The organism is Bacillus sp. FSL K6-2431, assembly GCF_038005165.1.
Lineage (GTDB): Bacteria > Bacillota > Bacilli > Bacillales > Bacillaceae > Bacillus > Bacillus pumilus.
The window spans coordinates 727,705-749,886 of record NZ_JBBOSQ010000001.1 but is presented as its reverse complement, the minus strand read 5'-3'; the positions used below and the strand labels follow the sequence as shown (position 1 = coordinate 749,886).

Annotated in this window: 21 protein-coding genes; 12 read left to right on the top strand and 9 right to left on the bottom strand. The window is 40.1% G+C overall.

Going from position 1 to position 22,182, the window contains the following annotated elements:
* Positions 1–11 precede the first annotated feature (11 nt).
* The gene (locus MHH40_RS03785; protein WP_050945154.1) at positions 12–884 is read left to right on the top strand and encodes an NAD(P)-dependent oxidoreductase; all 873 of its coding nucleotides are present in this window, start codon (positions 12–14) and stop codon (positions 882–884) included.
* Between the two features lie 39 nt (positions 885–923).
* On the opposite strand, the gene MHH40_RS03780 is transcribed toward MHH40_RS03785, so the two are convergent.
* Entirely contained in the window at positions 924–1,718 is a 795-nt protein-coding gene (locus MHH40_RS03780; RefSeq protein WP_050945153.1) for a CAP domain-containing protein, read from the bottom strand.
* A gap of 336 nt (positions 1,719–2,054) precedes the next feature.
* Here MHH40_RS03780 and MHH40_RS03775 point away from each other — a divergent pair, with 336 nt between their 5' ends.
* Both MHH40_RS03775 and MHH40_RS03770 read left to right on the top strand, forming a co-directional pair.
* Positions 2,055–4,181, top strand: coding sequence for a peptidoglycan D,D-transpeptidase FtsI family protein (locus MHH40_RS03775; protein ID WP_050945152.1), 2,127 nt, complete (start codon positions 2,055–2,057; stop codon positions 4,179–4,181).
* 155 nt (positions 4,182–4,336) lie between these two features.
* The gene (locus MHH40_RS03770) at positions 4,337–6,166 is read left to right on the top strand and encodes a PAS domain-containing sensor histidine kinase (RefSeq protein ID WP_050945151.1); all 1,830 of its coding nucleotides are present in this window, start codon (positions 4,337–4,339) and stop codon (positions 6,164–6,166) included.
* Positions 6,167–6,192: 26 nt separating this feature from the next.
* Here the strand turns inward: MHH40_RS03770 and MHH40_RS03765 are convergent, their stop codons facing one another.
* Positions 6,193–7,362, bottom strand: a complete 1,170-nt coding sequence (locus MHH40_RS03765; RefSeq protein ID WP_003210942.1) for an aminotransferase A — start codon at positions 7,360–7,362, stop codon at positions 6,193–6,195.
* A 292-nt stretch (positions 7,363–7,654) separates the two neighbouring features.
* Between MHH40_RS03765 and MHH40_RS03760 the strand changes: the two genes are divergently transcribed.
* Positions 7,655–8,539 carry a cation diffusion facilitator family transporter gene (locus MHH40_RS03760; RefSeq protein ID WP_050945150.1) on the top strand — a complete coding sequence of 295 codons (885 nt, stop codon included), beginning with the start codon at positions 7,655–7,657 and terminating at the stop codon, positions 8,537–8,539.
* Between the two features lie 62 nt (positions 8,540–8,601).
* On the opposite strand, the gene MHH40_RS03755 is transcribed toward MHH40_RS03760, so the two are convergent.
* Positions 8,602–8,754, bottom strand: a complete 153-nt coding sequence (locus tag MHH40_RS03755; RefSeq protein ID WP_170965990.1) for a hypothetical protein — start codon at positions 8,752–8,754, stop codon at positions 8,602–8,604.
* Positions 8,755–9,055: 301 nt separating this feature from the next.
* On the opposite strand from MHH40_RS03755, the gene MHH40_RS03750 reads away from it, so the two are divergent.
* The 3 genes from MHH40_RS03750 (at position 9,056) to MHH40_RS03740 (ending at position 12,013) form a co-directional block, all read left to right on the top strand.
* Positions 9,056–9,595 carry an RDD family protein gene (locus MHH40_RS03750; RefSeq protein ID WP_003211813.1) on the top strand — a complete coding sequence of 180 codons (540 nt, stop codon included), beginning with the start codon at positions 9,056–9,058 and terminating at the stop codon, positions 9,593–9,595.
* A gap of 125 nt (positions 9,596–9,720) precedes the next feature.
* Complete coding sequence (locus tag MHH40_RS03745) at positions 9,721–11,031, top strand: MFS transporter (RefSeq protein ID WP_050945470.1); 1,311 nt, start codon at positions 9,721–9,723, stop codon at positions 11,029–11,031.
* Between the two features lie 73 nt (positions 11,032–11,104).
* Positions 11,105–12,013, top strand: coding sequence for a chemotaxis protein (locus tag MHH40_RS03740; RefSeq protein ID WP_003212225.1), 909 nt, complete (start codon positions 11,105–11,107; stop codon positions 12,011–12,013).
* A 33-nt stretch (positions 12,014–12,046) separates the two neighbouring features.
* Here MHH40_RS03740 and MHH40_RS03735 read toward each other — a convergent pair whose 3' ends face one another.
* On the bottom strand, positions 12,047–12,508 hold the full coding sequence (locus MHH40_RS03735) for a YkyB family protein (RefSeq protein WP_012009774.1): 462 nt from the start codon (positions 12,506–12,508) through the stop codon (positions 12,047–12,049).
* A 225-nt stretch (positions 12,509–12,733) separates the two neighbouring features.
* Positions 12,734–13,627, bottom strand: a complete 894-nt coding sequence (locus tag MHH40_RS03730; protein WP_050945149.1) for an AraC family transcriptional regulator — start codon at positions 13,625–13,627, stop codon at positions 12,734–12,736.
* A gap of 112 nt (positions 13,628–13,739) precedes the next feature.
* On the opposite strand from MHH40_RS03730, the gene MHH40_RS03725 reads away from it, so the two are divergent.
* Positions 13,740–14,636: a DMT family transporter gene (locus MHH40_RS03725; RefSeq protein WP_050945148.1), complete on the top strand. Its 897-nt coding sequence runs from the start codon at positions 13,740–13,742 to the stop codon at positions 14,634–14,636.
* Positions 14,637–14,831: 195 nt separating this feature from the next.
* Here the strand turns inward: MHH40_RS03725 and MHH40_RS03720 are convergent, their stop codons facing one another.
* From MHH40_RS03720 to MHH40_RS03705, 4 genes are all read right to left on the bottom strand, one after another.
* Positions 14,832–15,047: a hypothetical protein gene (locus MHH40_RS03720; protein ID WP_050945147.1), complete on the bottom strand. Its 216-nt coding sequence runs from the start codon at positions 15,045–15,047 to the stop codon at positions 14,832–14,834.
* A gap of 342 nt (positions 15,048–15,389) precedes the next feature.
* Complete coding sequence (locus tag MHH40_RS03715) at positions 15,390–16,667, bottom strand: MFS transporter (RefSeq protein WP_050945146.1); 1,278 nt, start codon at positions 16,665–16,667, stop codon at positions 15,390–15,392.
* A 73-nt stretch (positions 16,668–16,740) separates the two neighbouring features.
* The gene (locus tag MHH40_RS03710) at positions 16,741–17,238 is read right to left on the bottom strand and encodes a L,D-transpeptidase family protein (protein WP_050945145.1); all 498 of its coding nucleotides are present in this window, start codon (positions 17,236–17,238) and stop codon (positions 16,741–16,743) included.
* A 156-nt stretch (positions 17,239–17,394) separates the two neighbouring features.
* A complete protein-coding gene (locus tag MHH40_RS03705; RefSeq protein ID WP_050945144.1) occupies positions 17,395–18,252 on the bottom strand; it encodes a metallophosphoesterase in 858 nt (285 codons plus the stop codon).
* A gap of 137 nt (positions 18,253–18,389) precedes the next feature.
* Here MHH40_RS03705 and fadH point away from each other — a divergent pair, with 137 nt between their 5' ends.
* The 4 genes from fadH (at position 18,390) to MHH40_RS03685 (ending at position 22,065) form a co-directional block, all read left to right on the top strand.
* Complete coding sequence (gene fadH, locus MHH40_RS03700) at positions 18,390–19,154, top strand: 2,4-dienoyl-CoA reductase (RefSeq protein WP_003211125.1); 765 nt, start codon at positions 18,390–18,392, stop codon at positions 19,152–19,154.
* 64 nt (positions 19,155–19,218) lie between these two features.
* Positions 19,219–20,439, top strand: coding sequence for an EAL domain-containing protein (locus MHH40_RS03695; protein WP_050945469.1), 1,221 nt, complete (start codon positions 19,219–19,221; stop codon positions 20,437–20,439).
* Between the two features lie 303 nt (positions 20,440–20,742).
* Positions 20,743–21,639: a manganese catalase family protein gene (locus MHH40_RS03690; RefSeq protein ID WP_003210823.1), complete on the top strand. Its 897-nt coding sequence runs from the start codon at positions 20,743–20,745 to the stop codon at positions 21,637–21,639.
* 183 nt (positions 21,640–21,822) lie between these two features.
* A complete protein-coding gene (locus MHH40_RS03685) occupies positions 21,823–22,065 on the top strand; it encodes a YkuJ family protein (protein ID WP_003212254.1) in 243 nt (80 codons plus the stop codon).
* Positions 22,066–22,182: the final 117 nt, after the last annotated feature.

Below are 22,182 nucleotides of genomic sequence, written 5' to 3'. Positions count from 1 at the left end.
AGGAACAAGTGATGACACAAATCAAAACAGTTGGTTTTATTGGAATTGGTGTAATGGGACGCAGTATGGCAGAACATTTAATGGATGCTGGATATGAAGTTCTCGTTTATACAAGAACAAAAGCGAAAGCAGATGCACTCATTCAAAAAGGCGCATCATGGAAGCCGGAAGTGAAGGAAATTGCACAACATGCAGATGCTGTCATCACAATGGTAGGATATCCATCAGATGTAGAAGAAATCTATTTAGGTGAAGAGGGGCTTGTGGCACATGCTGCGCCTGGTACTTATCTGATAGATATGACGACATCGAAGCCTCAGCTGGCAAAAGAAATTGAAGTGAAAGCGAAAGAAAAAGGGCTGTTTGCATTAGATGCACCAGTTTCTGGCGGAGACGTAGGCGCAAAAAATGCAACGCTTGCGATCATGATTGGCGGAGAAAAATCAGCCTATGAAGCGTGTTTGCCCTTATTTGAGAAAATGGGCGAAAACATTCAATATCAAGGACCGGCAGGAAGCGGCCAGCATACCAAAATGTGTAACCAAATTGCGATTGCAGCAGGCATGGTAGGTGTCGCAGAGGCTATGGCCTATGCCGAAAAATCAGGACTTGATCCAGAGCACGTGCTCAAAAGCATCACAACGGGTGCGGCAGGAAGCTGGTCCTTGTCAAACCTTGCTCCAAGAATGCTGAAAGGTGATTTCGAGCCAGGGTTCTACGTGAAGCATTTTATTAAAGATATGGGCATTGCACTTGAAGAAGCAGAGCTGATGGGAGAAGAGATGCCTGGGCTCTCACTTGCGAAGTCACTTTATGAGAAGCTGCGCGAACAGGGCGAAGAAAATAGCGGCACACAAAGTATATATAAATTATGGGTGAAATAAAAAAGCCTGTCCTACTTTGGGACAGGCTTTTTAGATAACTTATTTTCCGATGAATTGCTGCGTCCAGTAGTTTCCAGATTTCACATAACCAACACCGATATGTGTATAGTTTTTGTTTAAGATATTGGCTCTATGACCTTCACTGTTCATCCAAGCAGTCACCACTTCTTGTGGAGATCTTTGACCTTGGGCAATGTTTTCACCTGCTGTTTTGTAAGTGATCCCGAATTTCTTCATTTGATCAAATGGGGATCCGTAAGTTGGGCTTGTATGAGAGAAATAGTTTTTATCTTTCATATCTTGAGATTTTGCACGAGCAGATTTGCTTAGCTTTGAATCAACAGAAAGTGCTTTTAATCCTTGCTTTGCACGCTCTTTGTTTGTAAGCTCAACGACTTCTTTTTCAAATGCATTCAAGCTGCTGTCTGCTTTTGCTGTCGTTGTGTCTTTTTGATCAGCTTTTGTATTGTTGTTTGTATTTTGTTTTGCTGGCGCACTTGGTTTAGAAGCAGTAGGTTTTTTCACTGATTCTTGTTTTTGTTCATTTTTTGCTTTGTTTACTTCTTTTACCACTTTTGTGCCAGTAACAGGTTGCCCGCTTTTGATCAGCTTGTTTAAAAGAGCTTCGATCTCTTTTTGATTCGACTTGCTTAGCTTGTTTACATCTGAAGAGATATGTAATTTTGTAGCTAATGTATGAAGATCAATGGCTTGATGCTGTACATGTATTACTTGTTTCAGGTTAAGCTCCTTCGCATCAGCTGAATGTCCCCCAGTGAACGTGATGAGTGCAGCAGCCGTTAGCGCTGAAAAAAAGAATGATTTCTTCTTCATATTGTAACTCCTCCTAAAATCTTTGTTTTGTTTTCTCACAGAAAATCATAACATGGACTTTTTGTTATAAACGTACCAGCATCCTCCATTGACAATGCCTGTTTGTCATTTTTGTTAAAGTCACAAAAAAAACCGCCTCATATCAAAGGATAGGGAATTCTGCCATTTAATGAAAACGACATAAACATACCAATATTTTAAAGTGTTAGTATATTTTTTTGCATAATAGGGATTGACAGCTTTTTTTCGCTTGTTTCGCTGTAACAACTATTACAAAAGTGTTACAATAATGAGTGGTAATTGTAAAAGATTGAAAGGATGAGAGGAGCTACATAAGTGGGAGAGAAACAGCATCAAGGTGGTGCCGAGCAGAAAAAATTCAAGCGCCGGAACGCCTGGAGGATTAATCTCTTTTTCTTCGCTGTCTTTAGTTTGTTTGCTGTGCTTGTGATCAAGCTTGGTGTACTGCAAATCGTCAATGGTGAGGATTATAAAAAGCAGGCTAACCGAACAGAGGTCAAAACAGCATCATACCCGTCACCAAGAGGAAAAATGTATGACGCGAGAGGAAGAATCGTCGTTGATAATGAAAGTGTACCTGCCATCGTTTATACATCAGAAAGCGGTGTAAAAGCGAAGGATAAGATTAAGGTAGCAAGAAAACTTGCGACTTATATAAAAATGGATACTGATTTTTTGAGAGAGCGTGACATTCGAGATTTTTGGCTGGCAAGCCATCCGAAAGAAGCGGATAAGCTCATTTCAAAAGCAGAGCAAAAGAATCTTAAAGCAAAAGATGTCTATCCGCTTCAAGTAGAGCGCGTGCCTAAGGAAGAGGTCAAGGCGATCGAAAAAAATGCAGAGGAAAAAGCAGTTGCAGCGATCTATCGTCGATTTACAGGCGGATATGCCTTTGAGCCTCAAATCGTGAAAGCAATGGACCCAAATGAAGAGAAAAAAGGGGACGAAAAAGTTGCTTTACTCGATGAAACAAAAGAGTCAAAGCAGGCATCATCTGTGAGTTTGACCTATGAAGAGATTTCACTTGTATCAGAGCATCTTGATGAACTGCCTGGTGTGAATGTCATCAATGATTGGACAAGAAAATATCCGTATGAGAAGACCCTTTATAATGTACTTGGCGGTGTGACCACACCAGAGCAAGGGATTATAAAAGAGCGTGAAGATTACTATATGGCAAGAGGCTACTCACGTAATGACCGAGTAGGGAAGAGCTATTTAGAGTATCAATACGAGGATTTTCTGAACCCGGAGAAAGCGACCGTTCAATATACTCAGGTTGGCGGGAAGCTGCTCGATGAAATCAAGCGGACAGAGGGACGAAGAGGACTTGATCTTGCACTGACATTTGATATGGAGCTGCAAAAGGAAGTCGACAAGATCGTCGAATCAGAGCTTAGATCCGCTAGTGCGAGAAACTATATGATGGACCGTGCATTTGTCGTGATGATGGACCCTAACACTGGGGATGTTCTCGCGATGTCTGGCAAGAAAATGGACGGCAGAGACGTCACTGATTATGCCATCGGAACATTTACGACCCAGTACGAAATGGGCTCTGTAATCAAAGGAGCCACAGTACTTGGCGGTTATCAGGACGGAATGTCGCACAACCAATCCTATATGGATACACCGCTCTACTTTGCAGGGAGTGGTGGAAAGCCGAAACGGTCATACAAAGTTCTTGGATGGGTCAATGATCTACAGGCTCTCCAAAAAAGTTCCAACGTCTACATGTTCCAAGTAGCGATGAGAATGGCGGGCATCATTTATCAAAAGGATGGTCCGTTACCGGCAAGACCTGAGCACCTGCAAAAAATGAGAAACTACTATGCGCAATTCGGCCTCGGCGTGAAAACAGGGATCGATTTGCCGCAGGAATCAAGCGGGATGCAGACACATCCGAAGACGGTCGGCGGACTTTTGCTCGATGAAGCAATTGGGCAGTATGACACGTATACACCGCTTCAAGTTGCCCAGTACATGTCAACGATCGCCAATGGAGGAAATCGCGTTCAACCAAGAGTGGTGAAAAGCGTTCACCTTCCAACGAAGAAGGATGAAGTAGGCCCAGTCGTGAAAAAATATGAGCCGAAGGTATTGAACACGATTAACAATTCGAAAGCAGATATTGACCGCGTCAAAATGGGACTGAAAATGGTCACATCGACCGGCGGTACTGCCGCTGGCCGCTTTGGTCAGCATGATGTCTCAGGAAAAACAGGGACGGCCCAAACCTTTTACTATGGTGCTAACCGCAGCTGGTGGGGAAACCCCACTTACAATTTAACCTTTGGAGGATATTATCCATCGTCCAATCCAAAAGTAGCTTTTAGTGTCGTGACACCTTATGTCTCAGACAAAGATTCCGTCATTAAAACCATCCCAAGTAAAATTATTGATAAGTACGTTGAATTACAAAAGAAATACGAAAAGCAGTAAACAGCAGAGAGCACATCAAGAGAATGTGCTCTTTTTTGCTGAAAATATGGACGTTTCCCTCGATGACGGAAGGAAAATACGGGTTTTCTAGCGAATCTTTTTTATACATCAATCTAAGGACAACCCTAAAAAATGAAAAGGAGGGTCGGACGACGATGGAACAAAAAATGAAAGATTCGAATCAGCTTTATTCGAATATCGATTTACATGCCGTTCTTTCTTCTAATGGCCGCTTTCTCTACATTTCTTCTAACTGTAAGCAGCTTTTGCTCTATGAACAAAAGGATTTACTAGGGTGTTTTTTGAAAGACTTTGTTCATACCGAAGATCAATTTCTCGTCGAGAGTTATTTCTACAATCAGCACATGCTAGAGATTTCCCACTTTAGGCTGCTTAGAAGTGACCTAACAGCTGTATGGATTGAAGCTAGTATTGATTTTGTTGCTTGTGATGAGTTAGACAGTGAATTAAGTAGAGAAATGATCCTAAAAATGAGGGTGCTGGACGCTGAACCGCAAAAAGCAGCATTTCAAACAACATCAGAAGTGTCAGAACAGTCGTTAGGCAGTCTGCCGGCTTTCCAACATGTCAGTGAAGCTGAACAATTGATTGCCATGCTGCCAAATCCGTTATGTATTACGATTTTAGGGGAAATTGTTTATGCGAATGATGCGATGCTTCAATTAATGGGGGTATGTACAAGAGATGACATGATCGGCAAAACTGCATTTGACTTTATTGCTGAGGAGTACCATGACATTGTGAGAAGCCGAATTACAAGGCTGCAACAAGGTCTTCCAGTCGGAATGATTGAACAGATTTGGAAGCGGAAAGATGGGAGCAGCATTCATATCGAAGTGAAGTCATCACCAACGATCTATCAAAATCAGCGGGCAGAGCTTTTGCTGTTAGTAGACATCTCATCCCGTAAGAAATTCCAAACCGTTCTGCAAAAAAGCCGGGAGCGGTATCAGCTGCTCATCCAAAACTCCATTGATACGATTGCGGTCATTCACGATCACAAATGGGTGTTTATGAATGAATCAGGCATTAAATTATTTGAAGCCGAGCATTACGATAAATTAATAGGAAAAGATATTTTTCATCAAATCCATTCCTGTGACCAGCCAAAAGTGAAAAAAAGCATATCACGTATTATTGAAAGAGCATCAGATTCTGAGATTGTCACGATGAGCTGTCATACGTTTAAACACAAACTGATTTATACAGAAATGGTGTGTATCCCAACTACATTTTTTGGAGAAACAGCCGTTCAAATTATTTTAAGAGATATATCCGAACGTAAGCAGACAGAAGAGCTCATGCTCCGATCTGAAAAATTATCGATCGCAGGCCAATTGGCTGCGGGCATTGCACATGAGATCAGGAACCCATTGACTGCCATCAAAGGCTTTTTGCAGCTCATTAAACCGAAAACAAAAGATCGGGATCAATATTTCGAGATTGTTTTCTCTGAACTGAGCCGGATAGAAATTATCTTAAGCGAGCTGCTCATGCTGGCAAAACCGCAGCAAACGGCATCGATGCAGACACTTGATTTGAAAAAAATCATCAGCGAAGTCACGGCTTTATTAGAAACACAAGCGAACTTAAATGGCATTTTAATGAATACGAGTGAAATAGAAGAGGATCTCCTGATGAACGGGGATCAAAATCAGCTCAAGCAGGTGTTTATCAATTTAATCAAAAATGCCGTAGAATCCATGCCGGACGGAGGGAAGGTTGACATTACGGCCAAAGCAGAAAGAGATGGAATTCACGTCACCATTCGTGATGAAGGGGTTGGCATTCCTGAATCGGTCATGAAGCGAATAGGAGAGCCCTTTTTAACGACAAAGGAAAAAGGGACTGGACTTGGCCTTATGGTGACATTTAATATTTTAGAAAATCACAACGGGACGATCCGTGTGGATAGTCATCCCGAAAAGGGCACCGTATTTCACATCATGTTTCCTGCAAAATAAAAAACAACGGCAGGAGAGCCGTTGTTTCAGTCTGTTAAATGAATAGAACGCTTTTCAAGAACGAATTGTTCTAGGCGGTCAAGTCCTTCTTTCAGTGTTTCAAGTGAATAAGCATAGGATAGACGCACATACCCCTCGCCGAGTGGAGAGAAAGCAGACCCTGGTACGACAGCAAGTCTTGTACTTTCTAACAGCTCCATACAAAAATCAAAGGAACTCATCCCAAATGATTCAATGGATGGAAAAATATAAAAAGCGCCAGAAGGCTTAATGACCGGAAGCCCCATAGAAATGAGCCGATCATATACATAATCGAGCCTTTTCTTATATTGCTCTCTCATGATGAGTGCATCATCCACACCATTTGTCACAGCTTCAAGTGCCGCCTTTTGTGAGACAGCCGAGGCACAAGACACGTTATATTGATGTACTTTTAATACATGTTTAGCAATTGGAGCTGAAGCAAATAAAAAGCCAATTCTCCAACCAGTCATGCTATGAGACTTAGACAGTCCGTTAATCACAATGGTCTGTTCCTTTAAGAAAGAAGCGATTGAATGATGCGGCCGGTCAAATGTCAGCTCGCTATAGATTTCATCGGATAAAATAAAGATGTCTTTTCCTTCAAGGAGCTGGGCAATCTCTTTCAATTCTTCTTCTGAAAGCGTGACACCAGTTGGATTTGAAGGATAAGGAAGCACAACACACTTTGTTTTTTCCGTTAATGCATCCTCAATCAGCTTGGCATTTAATTTAAAGCCAGCATTCGTTGTGTCGATATGTACGGGCTTCCCCCCGCACATTCGAATGATCGGTTCATAGCCAGGATAGACAGGTCCAGGTAAAATCACTTCATCACCCTCTGACAAAATGGTTCGAAACGCAGCATCAATCGCTTGACTTGCACCTGTCGTCACAATGATCTCTGACTCTGCATCATAATCAAGGTTGACTTTCTTCTTGATGTAGTGCTGGATTGCTTGTCTTAGCTCTAGGAAACCAGCATTATGAGTGTACGAAGTGAAATTCTCGTCAATGGCTGCTTTTGCAGCTGTTTTGACATGATGCGGCGTATAAAAATCGGGCTGGCCTATCGTCAAAGATACGACATCCTCATATGACGATACGAGATTTGAAAATGTTCGAATGCCTGAAATTTCAATATCCTTTACTCTTGGATTCAGCAAATGCTCCATTTCTCATCACCTTAAAAATTTATGTTTTTATCCTATTTTACCATTCACTGCATAAATGTCACCTGCGAAAGGCACTGGATATCATTATCTGTAGTCTATTCTCCTATTCATCACAGCATGAGTGATATATTGAAGAAAGAGCAACATTTATTATAGCGTAACCTCACGAGAAAATACAGGCTGCGATAACATGATTAGAAAACGGCAAAACGGTGTAAACTGAAAGAACGTGAGAATCAGGGTCATGGGAATTGCTTTCATAGACATACGATCTCCTAAAGGAGGACGATAAATGGAACAATCAGCGAAGACATCAAAAATAGCGTTTCTATCCGTGATGAGTAACACATTTGTTGTCATCTTAAAAATCATTGTAGGTCTGCTCACTGGATCTGTTGCTGTTTTATCAGAAGCCATTCATTCTTTTCTCGATTTAATGGCATCTTTTATTGCATTTATCTCTGTTCGTATTTCAAGAAAGCCAGCAGATTCTAAACATCCTTATGGACACGGAAAAGTCGAAAATATTTCTGGAACGATTGAGACCTTACTGATTTTCGTTGCGGGCATTTGGATCATCTACGAATGTGTTCACAAATTAATGCATCCAGAGCCAGTCAAGCTGCCTGTACTTGGCATTGTGGTGATGCTGATAGGCGCGCTCATCAATTTTATCGTATCGAAGGCTGTGAACAAAGAGGCGGAAAGGGTCCATTCTGTCGCCATGAAATCGAATGCATTGCACCTGTTAACTGATGTGTATACGTCATTAGGGGTCGCATTCAGTTTATTGCTTGTCGCATTAACCGACTGGTATTTCTTAGATCCGATCATTGGAATGATACTTGCTCTCTTTATTATGCGTGAAGCATTTAAACTCATGAAAGAAGCCTTCCCGCCACTCGTAGACGCCCGGCTAACGCCCGAGGAAGAACAATCGATCGAAGCAATCATTCAAGGATTCAGTCAAGAATTCATCGAATATCATGACTTTCGAACAAGACGATCCGGTGCAGAGGAATATATTGATTTTCATTTGATTGTAGATGGCAAGACAACGATAGAAGATGTTCATCAATTATGTGATCAAATTGAAGAGAAGATACAGCAAGATTTTCCGCATGCACAAATCTTTATTCATGTAGAACCTGAAAGTGAAAGAAGCACGCAAACGTAAAAAGGCGATCAACCAACTTAGGTTGTATCGCCTTTTTTTTACGCTTCATCTATGAAATGAAATCAATATCCATAAGCAGTATCGTAATCTTCATACCAAGAGATATAAGCTGCGTCATCATTTGACAAATCATGCTTCATGTCTAAAAAATCAGCTTCGCAAATATCTTCAATCACAGTCATTTCATTGTTATTTAATAGTACGACAGTTCCCATCATGAACACCTTTCTTTAAAAAATCCTTGACTATTGTACCATGTGAAGAACCATTGTCAACAGCAGAATGGAAACAAGACGAAAATATCACAAAATGTTAAAAAATCAGGAGGTAAAAGAACTAGAAGTACCATGATTTTCACAAATTTTCAGTATTTATTCACATAAATCATTGAGGACGAACTGATCTAAAATATATGTAAAAGTGTAAAGTTACATTGATCTTGCGATATTCATAAGATATAATAACGAATGATTATAAGAAATTTATAGAAAACATACATAATAAAGGAGAAATAGGATGGAAACAAACATAACAGAACCACACATTCAAGAAAAGAAACATCCTGAGCTAGCAGGCGTAGGCTATCGTTTTCTTGCACACCTTTTGGATGGTATCATCATCGGCGTACCATATTCTTTTATCATGTTTATTTTGGCAACACTCTTTTTTGTCTCAAGTCCAGAGGCAGCATTGATGATGGATGACGACAGCTATTACTATTCAACAACTGTTATGACAGATGAGGAATGGGCAGTGATTATGGGACTTATCTTTTTCTATATAGGGGCGATCTTGGTCGGTATTGTGGTGACATGGCTTTATTACGCCATCATGGAATCATCAAAACTGCAAGGAACGCTTGGTAAGATGGCTCTTGGGATTAAAGTGACAAGAGTAACGGGCGAAAAAGTGACATTCGGCCGTGCAACAGGTCGCTTCTTTGCAAAAGGCTTTTTGTCTCCAATCTTATATATTGGCTACATCATTGCCTTTTTCACAGAGAAAAAACAAGCACTTCACGATTTAATTGCAAGTACCATTGTTGTGAAGAAATAATGAAAAAAAGCACCTCTGCTCAATCGTAAGAGGTGCTTTTTGTATAGATTGCTTGTATGGAAGAGGGACGTATGACATAAAATAGAATGATAGTGAAAAATCAGGCAGGGAAGGGAGACAAACGATTGAAAACAGGGAAAAAGACCATGCAGAAAAAAGGGGCAGGCTTCGGGCTGTTTTTGACAGCACCCATTTTGGCCTGGGCATTGTATGACTTTGCAAATACGATATTTTCATCGAATATGATCACCATTTTCTTCCCGTTCTACTTGCAGGAAACAATCGGAGACAGTGCGAGAATGGATCAGATCGCTAGTACATTTATTTCTTATGCAAACGCACTAGCCAGTTTTTTTCTCGTCATTTTCACACCATTATACGGAGTCCTGATCGATCGTACAGGAAAAAAGAAGCGCTATATCACAGTGTTTACTCTAATATGTATAGCTTGTACATTTTTGATGGGGATCTTTGCTGGGATTGATTTCTCAAGCGAATGGTTTGGGCTGCCTGTCTCTTTATTAGTAGTGGTCACCTTGTTTGTGATTGCAAAATTCTTCTATCACTCGAGCCTGGTGTTTTATGACACCATCCTGCCCGATCTTGGGACAAAGGATGAAATACCGCTTATTTCTGGATTTGGCATTGCCGTTGGTTATTTAGGGACACTTGTTGGTCTCACAGTTTATTTACTTGTTGGCAATGACCAATTTCATGAAGCATTTATTCCGACAGCACTATTATTCTTTCTCTTTTTCCTGCCATTTCTCTTTTTTGTAAAAGACACTCATCCACTGCCGCAGCAAGAGAAAAAGGCGTCATTTTTCAGCGGGTATAAAGAAATTATTCGCACGTTTAAAGAGATGAAACATTACAAGCCGGCTTTTATCTTTATGATTGCTTTCTTTTTTATGAATGATGCCCTGCAGACAGCGATTGCGATGATGGCGGTGTATGCCAAAATCATCATTGGCTTTACCGCTGGACAATTTATTCTGCTTTATCTTGTGTCGACCATTTCAAGTATCATTGGCTCCTTTTTATTTGGATATATCACAAAAGCGATTGGGGCAAAGCGCTCGATTACAGTCGTGTATGTGATTTTGATCGTTGCCCTGATTCTGGCTGTCACAGCCACAACGGAATGGATCTTCTGGGTGGCTGGCAGTTTATTCGGTATTTCACTCGGCGCAAGCTGGGGGGCATCACGAATATTGATTATTGAGCTGACACCGAAGGAAAAGAGAGGACAGTTTTTTGGTCTCTTCGCATTCTCAGGGAAGGTGTCTTCCATTATTGGACCCATCATTTATGGGTCAGTCACTCTGCTGTTTGCAGAGCATGGAAACCTCGCAAGCCGCCTGGCGCTAGGGTCTTTACTTATTCTTGCAGCGATAGGACTTGTGATTCATCAATTCGTACGAGAGAAAGCGTAAAGAAACGTCAACTTTTTACCTATGCTGCCGATATAAAAAGTACAATCTTATATTGAAGAATAGAGGGATTTCCGTGGCTTTAAACAAACAAGAAATTTTACTTGACTCTGGTACCAATGAATTGGAAATTGTGAAGTTTGAAATTGGTTCAAATCAATTCGGCATTAACGTCATGAAAGTAAGAGAAATCATCCAGCCGGTTGAGGTGACGGCAGTACCGCACTCTCATCAAGATGTAGAAGGGATGATTAGTTTACGAGGCGAGATTTTACCAGTCATCAATCTATTTTCCTTTTTTAATGTCGAGTCAGATCAGTCAGAACAAGAGAAATATATTGTGACTGAATTCAACCAACGGAAATTTGTGTTCCATACAGGAACGGTATCACAAATTCACCGCGTCAGCTGGGAAGAGATTGAAAAGCCAACTGCACTCAATCAAGGGATGGAACGTCATTTAACCGGTATCATTAAGCTTGATGAGAAAATGGTTTTCCTTCCAGATTATGAGAAAATCATTTATGATATTGAATCCGCTTCTGGAGTAGAAACGTATCATATGTTTGACGGTGAGAAAGACGAGAGAAGAACAGGGAAGAAGCTTTATGTCGTTGAAGACTCTCCGCTTCTCATGCGTTTATTAACAAATGAATTAACCGAAGCAGGCTATAAAAACATTGTGACCTTTGAAGACGGGAAACAGGCATATGACCACGTCATGGACCTTGTCAGCAAAGGAATTACTGTGACAGAAGAAATTGATATGATTATTACAGATATTGAAATGCCTAAAATGGATGGTCACCGATTAACGAAACTGTTGAAGGAAAATCCTTTAACAAGTTCCATACCGATTCTTATCTTCTCTTCGTTAATCACTGAAGATTTGCGCCATAAAGGGGAAACAATTGGTGCAGATGATCAAATTAGTAAACCAGAAATTCATCAGCTGATTGAAAAAGTCGATCACTTTATTATCTAAAGGAAAAACCACTCGTCATGAGTGGTTTTTTGTTTAAAAATAACTTTCCCCGAGTCGTTTGAAGACGGGCTTTGTATAATGTGATTTTTGTTTTGTGGCGGTAGGTTTTTCTTTTAAACCGACATACGTTTGAAGCAGTTGCTTTGCTCGGTTTAATGACATATTCGCTTTCGGATTGCGATATGATTGATTTAAATTTCCTAAGTGTGGCAAAAATTCGAAGTCTTCTTTGGTTGGTGGCAGGTGAAAATAATAATCTCCAATTTCAATCAGCACGTCGGACTGTTGTTGACTATATTTGGGATTGTTAGAGAAATGTAGGCCCACTTTTCTTCCTTTACCTTCTTGCAATAGTTTTTGCAGCGCACGTTTTTTCAAAAGATAAAGAAACTTGGGATTTGGTGCGGTTTTAGCATGGCGGTTAACAGTATAAATGGCTTTTGCGATGTTTTCTGCTGTAGGTTCTATGTCTTTAGTATGAGCATAATCGTCCATTTTTTCTCTCCTTTGTCTTTCGTCTTCCTGTGCTTAGTATAAATTATACGTTTTTATTAGTAAATTGCAAATAGACTTATTTTAAAAAGCGATAGGATTTCCATTGTTCTTATTTACAATAGCCATTCATGACGGTTCTAAAACGTGTTTGTATATAAAAATGACAGAATGGTGTGCAAAGACACTAGTATCTATCCATCATGATTTTTCTTCAATCTGTTTCAGTTACAAAGAATGCGGCGCTTTTAATTTTCTATATGCTAAAGGTGTCGTATTTTTTATTCTTTTAAACATACTAATAAAATAACTTGTGCTGTTGAAGCCGACTTTGTAAGCAATTTCGGTTATATTGAAGTCTGTTTCTTGAAGCAGGATGAGACTTTGTTGAACTCTATATTCATTCACATAATGAAGAGGTGTCTTCTTTAGAATATCTTTGAAGTATCTGCAGCATTCAGATCGGCTTAGCTGACCTGCTCGAGCGATATCTTGAAGAAGCACCTTTTCGTGATAATGCTGGTGAATCCAATTCAGCATAGGTTTCATCCGTTCATTTTTATCATGCTGCCGTGCATCATATTTTATTTGAAAGCCATTTTGTAATAAACATTTCCACATGGTGATGAGTTGAATATTGAGTTCAAGCTCATAATATGCTGGAGTCTCATCAATTAATCGCTGAATGGTTTGAATACATTGATAGATATGATTTGGCCAGTGGTCTTTTCGGTTCAATAAAATATAAGGTGTCTGTCTCGCATGCATATAAGGATGAACGAAAGTGGTAAATAATTCATTGGCTGTGATGAAATGTGGGGAAACGTTTAGACAAAGATATGTACAAGTTGTCCCATTCGCATCTTTTGCCATATGCAGGCAGCCACTATTGATGAATACGCCATCTCCTTCCTTCAAACATATCGTCTCTTCATTGATGTGAAATTCAGCTTCCCCCTCTAAAATAAAAACAAATTGAAATTCGTCATGCCAGTGAAGAGGGATGTGGCCGCTTCTATGATCACAAATTTTCGTATGATAAAGAGCGATAGACCAGGTCGTAGTAGAATGCTCCGTTAATTCTTTCAAATTGTAGTCAATAAGAAAATGATGGTTGTTCATGGTTCTCCTCAATATTCTTTTATTTTTATGTTCAATTGATATATCAATATGTAACAAAGTGAACTACTATCAACTATATTATCATGATTGTTTGAGAGTTGAGGAGAACGAAATGGATAGAAATAAGGGAATTTTGCTTGTGCTGATTGGTGCCATCTGTTGGGGAGTAGGAGGAACTGTTTCACAAAAATTGTTTCAGCAATATGGGATTTATGTCAATTGGCTTGTTACTGTCAGGCTGCTTATTTCAGGTGGACTGCTTTTATTTGTTCATTTCATGACAAAAGAACGAACGCAACTAATTGGTGTGTGGAAAAAGAAGAGGACGGCTATGCAAGTCCTTATATTTGGAGTAATGGGCATGCTAGCTGTTCAATATACTTATATGGCATCCATTCAACTTGGGAATGCAGCTGTGGCGACGCTTCTGCAGTATACGGCCCCTGTTATGATTATCATGTATTTAGTACTTCGCCGCCAATCTACTTTTACCAAAAGAGATATGCTGACGGTGTCATTGGCGTTCATGGGCATGTTTCTCTTATTGACGAATGGTTCTGTTTCAACATTAACCGTTCCATTTGTCGCAGTGGTTTGGGGAATACTGTCTGCTGTAGCGCTTTCGTTTTATACGCTATATCCAATCAATCTGTTAAAAGAATTTGATTCTTTAGTCGTTGTCGGCTGGGCGATGCTGATTGGGGGAGCTGCCCTTAGCTTAGTCCATCCGCCATGGAAGATAAATCTTTCGCATTTACCTGTTGAAGCGTATGTTTATTTATTGTTTGTTATCATATTTGGTACAATGATCGCTTTTTGGTTTTACATAGAAAGCTTGCAATATTTATCACCGAAAGAGTCAAGCTTAATTGGAAGTGTCGAGCCCCTTGCGGCAGTTGTCACGACTGTTTTTTGGTTAAAGGAGCCATTTGGTTTTTTTCAATGGGCTGGGACAGCTTGTATTGTATACATGATTTTATTCATGGCATTATATCAGCCAAAAAAATGAGAAGGAAGGGTGTTCAAAGAGAGATTTTCATTGCAAGAAGAATTGACTGGGTGAAATATATATGAAGTGAACTATTAGTTCGTGATAACTACCTATTTAAATAAATGGGTAGTTTCTCAATTTGTATTCATGTTGCGCCTGAAAATTTACCATATGCCAGACAACATGCCCGAACATATGGTTTAATCACATGGTCTATTTCTTATGACTTGAATAAGCGCAGTAGAAGCAACCATTAAAATCAGTTTCATTCGTCATTTGTTTAGCTTCATCAATGGCGCTCTCGCCACTCATGTGCAGACCAATCAATTTACGGCTTGAAGCATCACCTAAAAATGCACAATCTTCTGTATGTACAACATATTGACCTTGATCATCTTTTGTATGAATAAAATAATAACTTTTTAGCATACCCCTCACCTCCAACCTGACTATACTACTATAAAACTTCCAAAGATGTAAAGATTTTTTATTAAAAATATTGCAATTTTATACACATTCCTTTTATTTCATAAAAAGAAAAATATGTTATAAGATCAAAGTTAATGAGAACAGACAGGACTGTTTAGATTGAAAGATATGTTAACTCCTTTATTGGTCGCACTTGTCGTTGGAGGCATTGTGTACGTGATAGATGATCGTTCGATTCATCCTTTGCTTCCAATCATTTCGATGAGCAGAAAAAATAAGTGCCGTTTGTGTTTCAGTCATGCAAAAAGGACTTTCTATAGAAGAAAGTCCTTTTTGCTTCATTTATTGCGCTCCCTGACCTTTTAGTTCACGCTGCACGTCTAAGTCGTTAGCTTCTCTGCTGAACTTTGGCAGTGTAAAGAAGTAAAAAAGGAAAACGAGTAAAATAATAACGCCCATTCCGTAATAAATATAAGAAACGTTTGTAATGAGTTTTGGAAATAGTACCGCAATCAAACCTAATGTCATGGATTGAGCAAACATGGTAAGTGGGTCAACCCAGCCTGACACACGTCCCATCAGACGAGGGTGGACGATTCTCGGCAGCCAGCCGCCAATGACAATGTTGACTGGGCCAATACATGTACCAATGACAAACGATGTGACGTAAAACAACCATAGTGTATGGGTGGAACCAAGTACAAAAATCAGAATGCCTGCAACCAAAATTGGAAGTGACATGAGATATTGCATCTTTACTTTTTTAGCGAGAACAGAGCCCATTAAGCTGCCAACAAGTAGACCGGCACCGATCGCGATTGTAAAGAATGATGTATGCAGTTCAAAATGGTCCGGTGAAAGGCCATATTTCATTGTAAACATCGGAAGTACAGCAAATGCGCCATTGACTAGACCGAAAACAAAAAAGCCAAAAATTAAAGAAGCCAATAATTTATTTTTTATAATGTAAAGAATGCCTTCTTTAAAATCTTTTAGAGACGTTTTAATGGTCATGCCTCTCCAGCCTGCTTGTCCATTTGGCTGACGTGCTTCAATTGGAATGTTACATGTACGAATCAGGATGCCTGACACAATAAAACTGATCAAATCAATGGTAATGGCACCGTGAAGTCCAATTGTCTTATACATAATCGCACCGATTCCAACACCAAATACCATGAATAAACTAAACAGCATTTGATTTAAGCCAGCGGCTTTTGCATATTGATCTTTATTTAAAATCGCCTGAACGAGAGAGGCTTCAGCTGGATAGAAGAACTTCGTAATGGCACTTCGTATAAACAAGATCAAGAAAATAAGAGGTAGTGAATTGAAATAAATAACAATGAATAAAACAATCGTCAGCCCAGCCCGTATCCAATCGCAATTCTCTGCGACTTTTTTACGATCAAAACGATCTGCTACGACACCGACCATAAAAAAGACAAAGATCGTTGGAAGTGAATACATGAGCTCTGCTAATGTGGCATAGGCGGGCTGATGACTAAAATGATCGAGCAAATAAAAGGCAAACGCCATATTGCCTACTGTTGTCCCCATTTGCGAAGCAAGTGCTGCAAAAAAGAGACGAACAAAATTTCTGTTTTTAAAAATATCCATAAATACGCTCCTTAACCTGAAGATCCCACTTTATATCATATAAAATTTTAAGCATTCATACAATTGATTTCTCCTACTGGCTAATGGTCACAGGTGTTCCATTTGGAACGATTGAAGCAAGTTCGATGACATTCTGATTATACATACGAATGCATCCCCTAGACACAGCTTTACCAATTGAAGACGGGTTATTCGTACCGTGGATGCCGTAATGAACTTTCGAGAGGCTTAGCCAATAGGCGCCAAAGGGACCTCCTGGGTTTGGCTGTCTGTTCACAATATAATAAGAACCTGTCGGTGTCATATTTAAAATTCTTCCTGTTGCAATCGGATAAGACCGAATCAGCTCTGATCCAGAAAACAAGACGAGACGTTTGCTTGAGATCGAAACAGAGATGCGGTAAGGGATCGTATTAGGATCGGGCAGACCAGGAATGATAATGACCTCATTTTGTAACGGCTCTCGGCCTTGCAGTGAAGGGTTTGCAGCCTTTAAATCTTCTGTTGTTGTTCGAAAATCAAGCGCTATAGAAGCAAGCGTTTCTCCGCGTTTTACCGTATATCGCAGCACCAAAGGACACTCCTTTTGCTCAAATAAAAGAAGCCATGATGCCTGTCACTCAATCTATATATGGACGGAATCAGGCTAAGGAAGGTTTCTCCTAACATTTGTCATGAGAAAGATCTTTGATTATCTATATGCAAAAAGAAGCGGTTTGGCTTCTGTCTAAATGCGAGAAGAGAGGGTGAAAAAGGTTAATTCAGGTTTGGCTAAAAATCGAAGCGGCAGTCTTGTTGTCCCAAGTCCGCGGTTGACATAGATTCGGTGCTGATAACTTCCGTATAAACCTTCCACATATGTATGGCCAAAAGGTGCTGTGAGAATGGGTCCGTAGAAAGGAAGCTGCACCTGTCCGCCATGGGTATGTCCAGAAAGCTGCAAGTTAATGGGGGTTGTATCCAGCTCCAATGCTGCATCAGGCTCATGTACGAGCAGCAAGGTAAATAAATCAGATGATACTTCTCGCTTAATCAGGTCATAGTCCGGCACACTCATCATCAGGTCATCCATTGTAGCAATCTGAATATGCGCCCCTTCTTTTTCTAATGGAAACACATCATTTTTACATATTGTAAAGCCGCAATCTTTCATCGTATTCTCATAAAGATCAATGCCAAATGGTCCGTAGTCATGATTACCGCATATCGCGAGCTTACCAAACGGGGCATGGAGCTCAGTCAAATAGGCTTTCGCTTTTTCATGCTCTTCAATCGATGCTTGAAAATCAACGAGATCACCTGTGAACACAATGAGGTCTGGAGACTCAGCGTTGATTTGCTGGACTACTGATTCTAATTCCTTCGCAGGAAATGTATCACTTAAATGAACATCACTAAATTGAGCAATTTTAAACTGGTCAAATGAAGCTGGAAGCTGAGCATCCCGAATGGTCATTGACACGGTATCGATCATGCGTGGTTCGATGTATCTGGCATATCCGTATCCACATGTTGTAGCTAAAAAACCGAGAATGCTCGCGCCAGCTGCTCCTTTTAAAAACTGTCTCCGAGAAAGTTGCTTCATATAAGACTCCTTTATAAATAAAATTAAGTATAGCATCATATTTAAAGAATCTCCCATATGGTGCATCTAGGGTCAATCATGATATGATAGAAAATAATGAATGAATAGTCATTCAAAACCACAGAGGGGGAGAACAAATGACGAAACAAACAGTGATTGTCACAGGGGGATCAAGCGGAATGGGGAAGGCGATGGCTGTCCATTTGGCACATGAAGGCTGGAATGTCGTGATTACTGGAAGAACAGAAGAAACGTTAGAAAAGGTAGCAAATGAAATAAAACAAAATGGCGGCTCGATCGCTTACTTCCAAATGGATGTACGAAACCCAGAGGATGCCGATCAAATGGTCAAGTTTGCGGTAGATACATTTGGAGATGTGGACGCTCTGATTAACAATGCTGCAGGAAACTTTTTAGTTCCAGCAGAAAAACTATCTCCTAACGGCTGGAAGGCTGTCATTGATATTGTATTAAATGGAACATTTTTTTGCAGTCATGCAGTGGGCAATTACTGGATTCGTCAAAAGAAAAGGGGAAGTATGGTCAATATGGTGGCAACCTATGCATGGGGTGCTGGTGTAGGTGTGGCGCATTCAGCGGCAGCAAAGGCCGGTGTTTTATCTCTCACTCGAACGCTTGCAGTGGAATGGGGTAAGCAATATCGAATTCGCGTTAATGCCATCGCGCCAGGTCCAATCGAGAGAACAGGTGGTGCGGATAAACTATGGGAATCGGAAGAGGCAGCGCAAAGAACAGTAGATAGTGTTCCACTTGGCAGACTTGGTACACCAGAGGAAATTGCAAAGCTTGCAAGCTTTTTATTATCTGAACAAGCGTCTTATATAAATGGAGATTGTATCACAATGGATGGGGGGCAATGGCTCAACCAATCCCCATTTTGAATGACGATGTAAGACCTGCTTTTGATGTGTTATAATCACACAAAGAGAGAAGCAGGTGATGAAAATGGTCGATCCATTGGATATTTTAACGAATATTGAAGATGTTTTCCCGCACTATCAAGCGATATTCAGTGCGGAAGAGCAAAAAGTGATAGGCTATGAGGTTTTAGGAAGAATGAAGCTCGAGTCTGAAACAGTTAGCCTAGGCTCCTTCTTTACGGATTCATCTATTCCTGACGAATATAAAGTGGAAGTAGATCATAAAGTACTGACGCAAGCACTCGATCTTTTCACAACAGCAGATGATGATTTGCTCATTTTTATTAATCATGATGCCAATATCCTGATGCTTGATCATGGTGAAAGCTTTTTAGAACTCTTGAAGCAATATGAAGCAAGGGGCATTCAGCTTAATCGGTTTGTTATCGAATTTACAGAGCATACGTTTAGCGGCGATATTGAACAGCTTTACCATACGTTAACGTATTTTCGTACATATGGTATTAAAATCGCCATTTCGAATATCGGAAAAGAAAGCAGCAATCTTGACCGGATTGCCTTGCTCTCACCCGATCTATTAAAAATAGATTTACACGCATTAAGGGCATCGGCTCCTTCTCCTTCCTATGAATATGTCTTGTACAGCATTTCATTGCTTGCGAGAAAAATAGGGGCGGCTTTAATTTATGAAGACATTGAAGCAAATTTTCAGCTGCAATATGCTTGGAGAAATGGCGGCAGATACTTTCAAGGGTTCTATCTTCACGAGCCGGCGGCGGAATTAATCGACCGCAATAAACGAAAAGATCAGCTGAGGGAAGAATTCCAGCAATTTATTGCGCATGAGAAAAAGAAACTACAAACTGTCTACGAACATTCTGAAACATTTTATAAACGAATTCACCAAGCTGTCACGACCTTAAAAAAATCATGCACTACAAATGATGAACTCATCCAAAAGCTGGCATTAGAATTAACGGATTGCAGCTTTCGGATTTATATGTGTAATGAAGAAGGCTTTCAAATCACTGGAAATGTGTTTAAAAAAGAAAAAGAATGGTTGTTCCAGCCTGAATATATCGAGAAAAACTGGAGCTGGCGTCCTTATTTCCTAGCAAATATTCTCCAAATGAGAATGAGCGGGAAAGGATTTTTCAGTGATATTTACAGCGATTTAGAAACTGGTGAGAGGATACGTACGTTTTCTTACCCGTTAGAGGGAGATATGTATTTATTTATAGATCTTCCGTATGCCTATTTATATGAGCAAGATGGATTAATTTAAAATCACAGTGTGAAGATTATATTATCCATTTATTAACAATTTGAGCAGCCTTTTGGGCTGCTTTTTTTGATTGAAAAAAAGAAATAAAAAATGGTTGACAATGAAACTGATAATCATTATCATTTAGTTATAGAGAGAAGCTACTCTCTGTTCCCCAACCCCTCTATCAGATCAAGATCCAAAAAACTTGGCGCTACCCCCGCCAAGTTTTTTTTGTGCTTTTCATCTTTGCCTCATGCATAGGACAGCCCAATCCTTCCATACATCTTAAGTGATGACAGTTAGACGGTAGGAGGGAACGTCATGATCAAACGTGACAAGCGGCTGCTGATTGATTTGCCAAGACCAGATCACCCAGATGCAAATGGTGCTGCTGCTGTGCAAGAATTACTCGGCGGAAAATTCGGTGAAATGTCCACATTAAATAATTACATGTTTCAATCCTTTAACTTTCGAGGAAAACGAAAACTCAAACCGTTTTATGACCTCGTATCCAGTATTACGGCTGAAGAATTCGGTCATGTAGAACTTGTGACCACAGCTGTGAATCTCATGATTACAGGGACCACCCATGGCGGAGATCCAGATACGACACCGATGAAAGCGGCTGTCGATAAACGAAATACACAGCATTTTATTCAAACGGCTCAAACAGGCTATCCGTTTGATTCCATGGCAAAACCTTGGACCGGGGAGAATGTGTTCTCAAGCGGAAACCTGATTCTTGACCTCCTTCATAATTTCTTCCTAGAATGCGGAGCACGTACGCACAAAATGCGCGTATATGAAATGACAGATCATCCTACAGCAAGAGAGATGATCGGTTATTTACTCGTCAGGGGCGGAGTGCATGTTGTGGCATATGCAAAGGCGCTTGAGGTAGCCACAGGTGTAGATGTAGGAAAGATGCTACCAATCCCAAACCTCGACAACAAATACTTTGATTCAGCGAGGAAATTTGAAGATCAAAATGTTCATACAAAGCTGTATACATTTAGTGATACGGATTACAAGGACATTAATAAGATTTGGAAAGGCAGTCATCCGATTGATGGAAAACCGCTCACAGTGATTGAGGGCACCCCGCAAGGAGCACCTGTGCCAGATTATAGAGAATTACCGGAAGAGTTTGCCCCAGGCATTTCCAAAGAGGATTTTGACGAAATTGCCAAACGTCTGATGAGATCTGCGGGTTTATAAAAACATGGTGCATGAGATTAGAAAAAAGACTCAAACTAAAAAAACAGATTCTTTTTCTTTTTTTGAATTCAAGAGGAAAAATATCATCTGAGAACACTTTATGGTATGATGCTTTGTAGGACTTGTGTATAATCAATACGGGTTCATCTTGAGTTGTTTTTTTGAAAGGAGTCTTTTTTTAGAATGTCACAATTAATGGGTATCATTACAAGGCTGCAAAGTCTTCAAGAGACAGCAGAAGCTGCAAACGAACCGGCACAGCGTTATTTCGAAGTGAACGGTGAGAAAATCTGTAGTGTTAAGTATTTCGAAAAGAATCAAACGTTTGAATTGACTGTTTTTCAACAAGGGGATAAGCCAAATACTTTCCCATTTGACAACATTGATATGATTTCGATTGAGATTTTTGAGCTTTTACAATCCTAAGCTGAATCGTATGAAATGTTTTTTCTAAGGATTCCTTCGTTTATTTGCGGCAATATACATGTGTCATGATTGGCGCAGTGTACAAATGGAAGATGATCATTCAGCGCATATTTCGGA

Excerpts from the sequence above, each read along its gene's own strand:
- MHH40_RS03730 (WP_050945149.1), bottom strand. The coding sequence starts at position 13,627 with ATGAACAACCATCATTTTCTTATTGACTACAATTTGAAAGAATTAACG.
- fadH (WP_003211125.1), top strand. The coding sequence starts at position 18,390 with ATGACGAAACAAACAGTGATTGTCACAGGGGGATCAAGCGGAATGGGG.
- MHH40_RS03780 (WP_050945153.1), bottom strand. The coding sequence starts at position 1,718 with ATGAAGAAGAAATCATTCTTTTTTTCAGCGCTAACGGCTGCTGCACTC.
- MHH40_RS03720 (WP_050945147.1), bottom strand. The coding sequence starts at position 15,047 with ATGCTAAAAAGTTATTATTTTATTCATACAAAAGATGATCAAGGTCAA.
- MHH40_RS03705 (WP_050945144.1), bottom strand. The coding sequence starts at position 18,252 with ATGAAGCAACTTTCTCGGAGACAGTTTTTAAAAGGAGCAGCTGGCGCG.
- MHH40_RS03770 (WP_050945151.1), top strand. The coding sequence starts at position 4,337 with ATGGAACAAAAAATGAAAGATTCGAATCAGCTTTATTCGAATATCGAT.
- MHH40_RS03755 (WP_170965990.1), bottom strand. The coding sequence starts at position 8,754 with ATGGGAACTGTCGTACTATTAAATAACAATGAAATGACTGTGATTGAA.
- MHH40_RS03685 (WP_003212254.1), top strand. The coding sequence starts at position 21,823 with ATGTCACAATTAATGGGTATCATTACAAGGCTGCAAAGTCTTCAAGAG.
- MHH40_RS03725 (WP_050945148.1), top strand. The coding sequence starts at position 13,740 with ATGGATAGAAATAAGGGAATTTTGCTTGTGCTGATTGGTGCCATCTGT.
- MHH40_RS03715 (WP_050945146.1), bottom strand. The coding sequence starts at position 16,667 with ATGGATATTTTTAAAAACAGAAATTTTGTTCGTCTCTTTTTTGCAGCA.
- MHH40_RS03695 (WP_050945469.1), top strand. The coding sequence starts at position 19,219 with ATGGTCGATCCATTGGATATTTTAACGAATATTGAAGATGTTTTCCCG.
- MHH40_RS03735 (WP_012009774.1), bottom strand. The coding sequence starts at position 12,508 with ATGGACGATTATGCTCATACTAAAGACATAGAACCTACAGCAGAAAAC.
- MHH40_RS03750 (WP_003211813.1), top strand. The coding sequence starts at position 9,056 with ATGGAAACAAACATAACAGAACCACACATTCAAGAAAAGAAACATCCT.
- MHH40_RS03785 (WP_050945154.1), top strand. The coding sequence starts at position 12 with ATGACACAAATCAAAACAGTTGGTTTTATTGGAATTGGTGTAATGGGA.
- MHH40_RS03690 (WP_003210823.1), top strand. The coding sequence starts at position 20,743 with ATGATCAAACGTGACAAGCGGCTGCTGATTGATTTGCCAAGACCAGAT.
- MHH40_RS03765 (WP_003210942.1), bottom strand. The coding sequence starts at position 7,362 with ATGGAGCATTTGCTGAATCCAAGAGTAAAGGATATTGAAATTTCAGGC.
- MHH40_RS03760 (WP_050945150.1), top strand. The coding sequence starts at position 7,655 with ATGGAACAATCAGCGAAGACATCAAAAATAGCGTTTCTATCCGTGATG.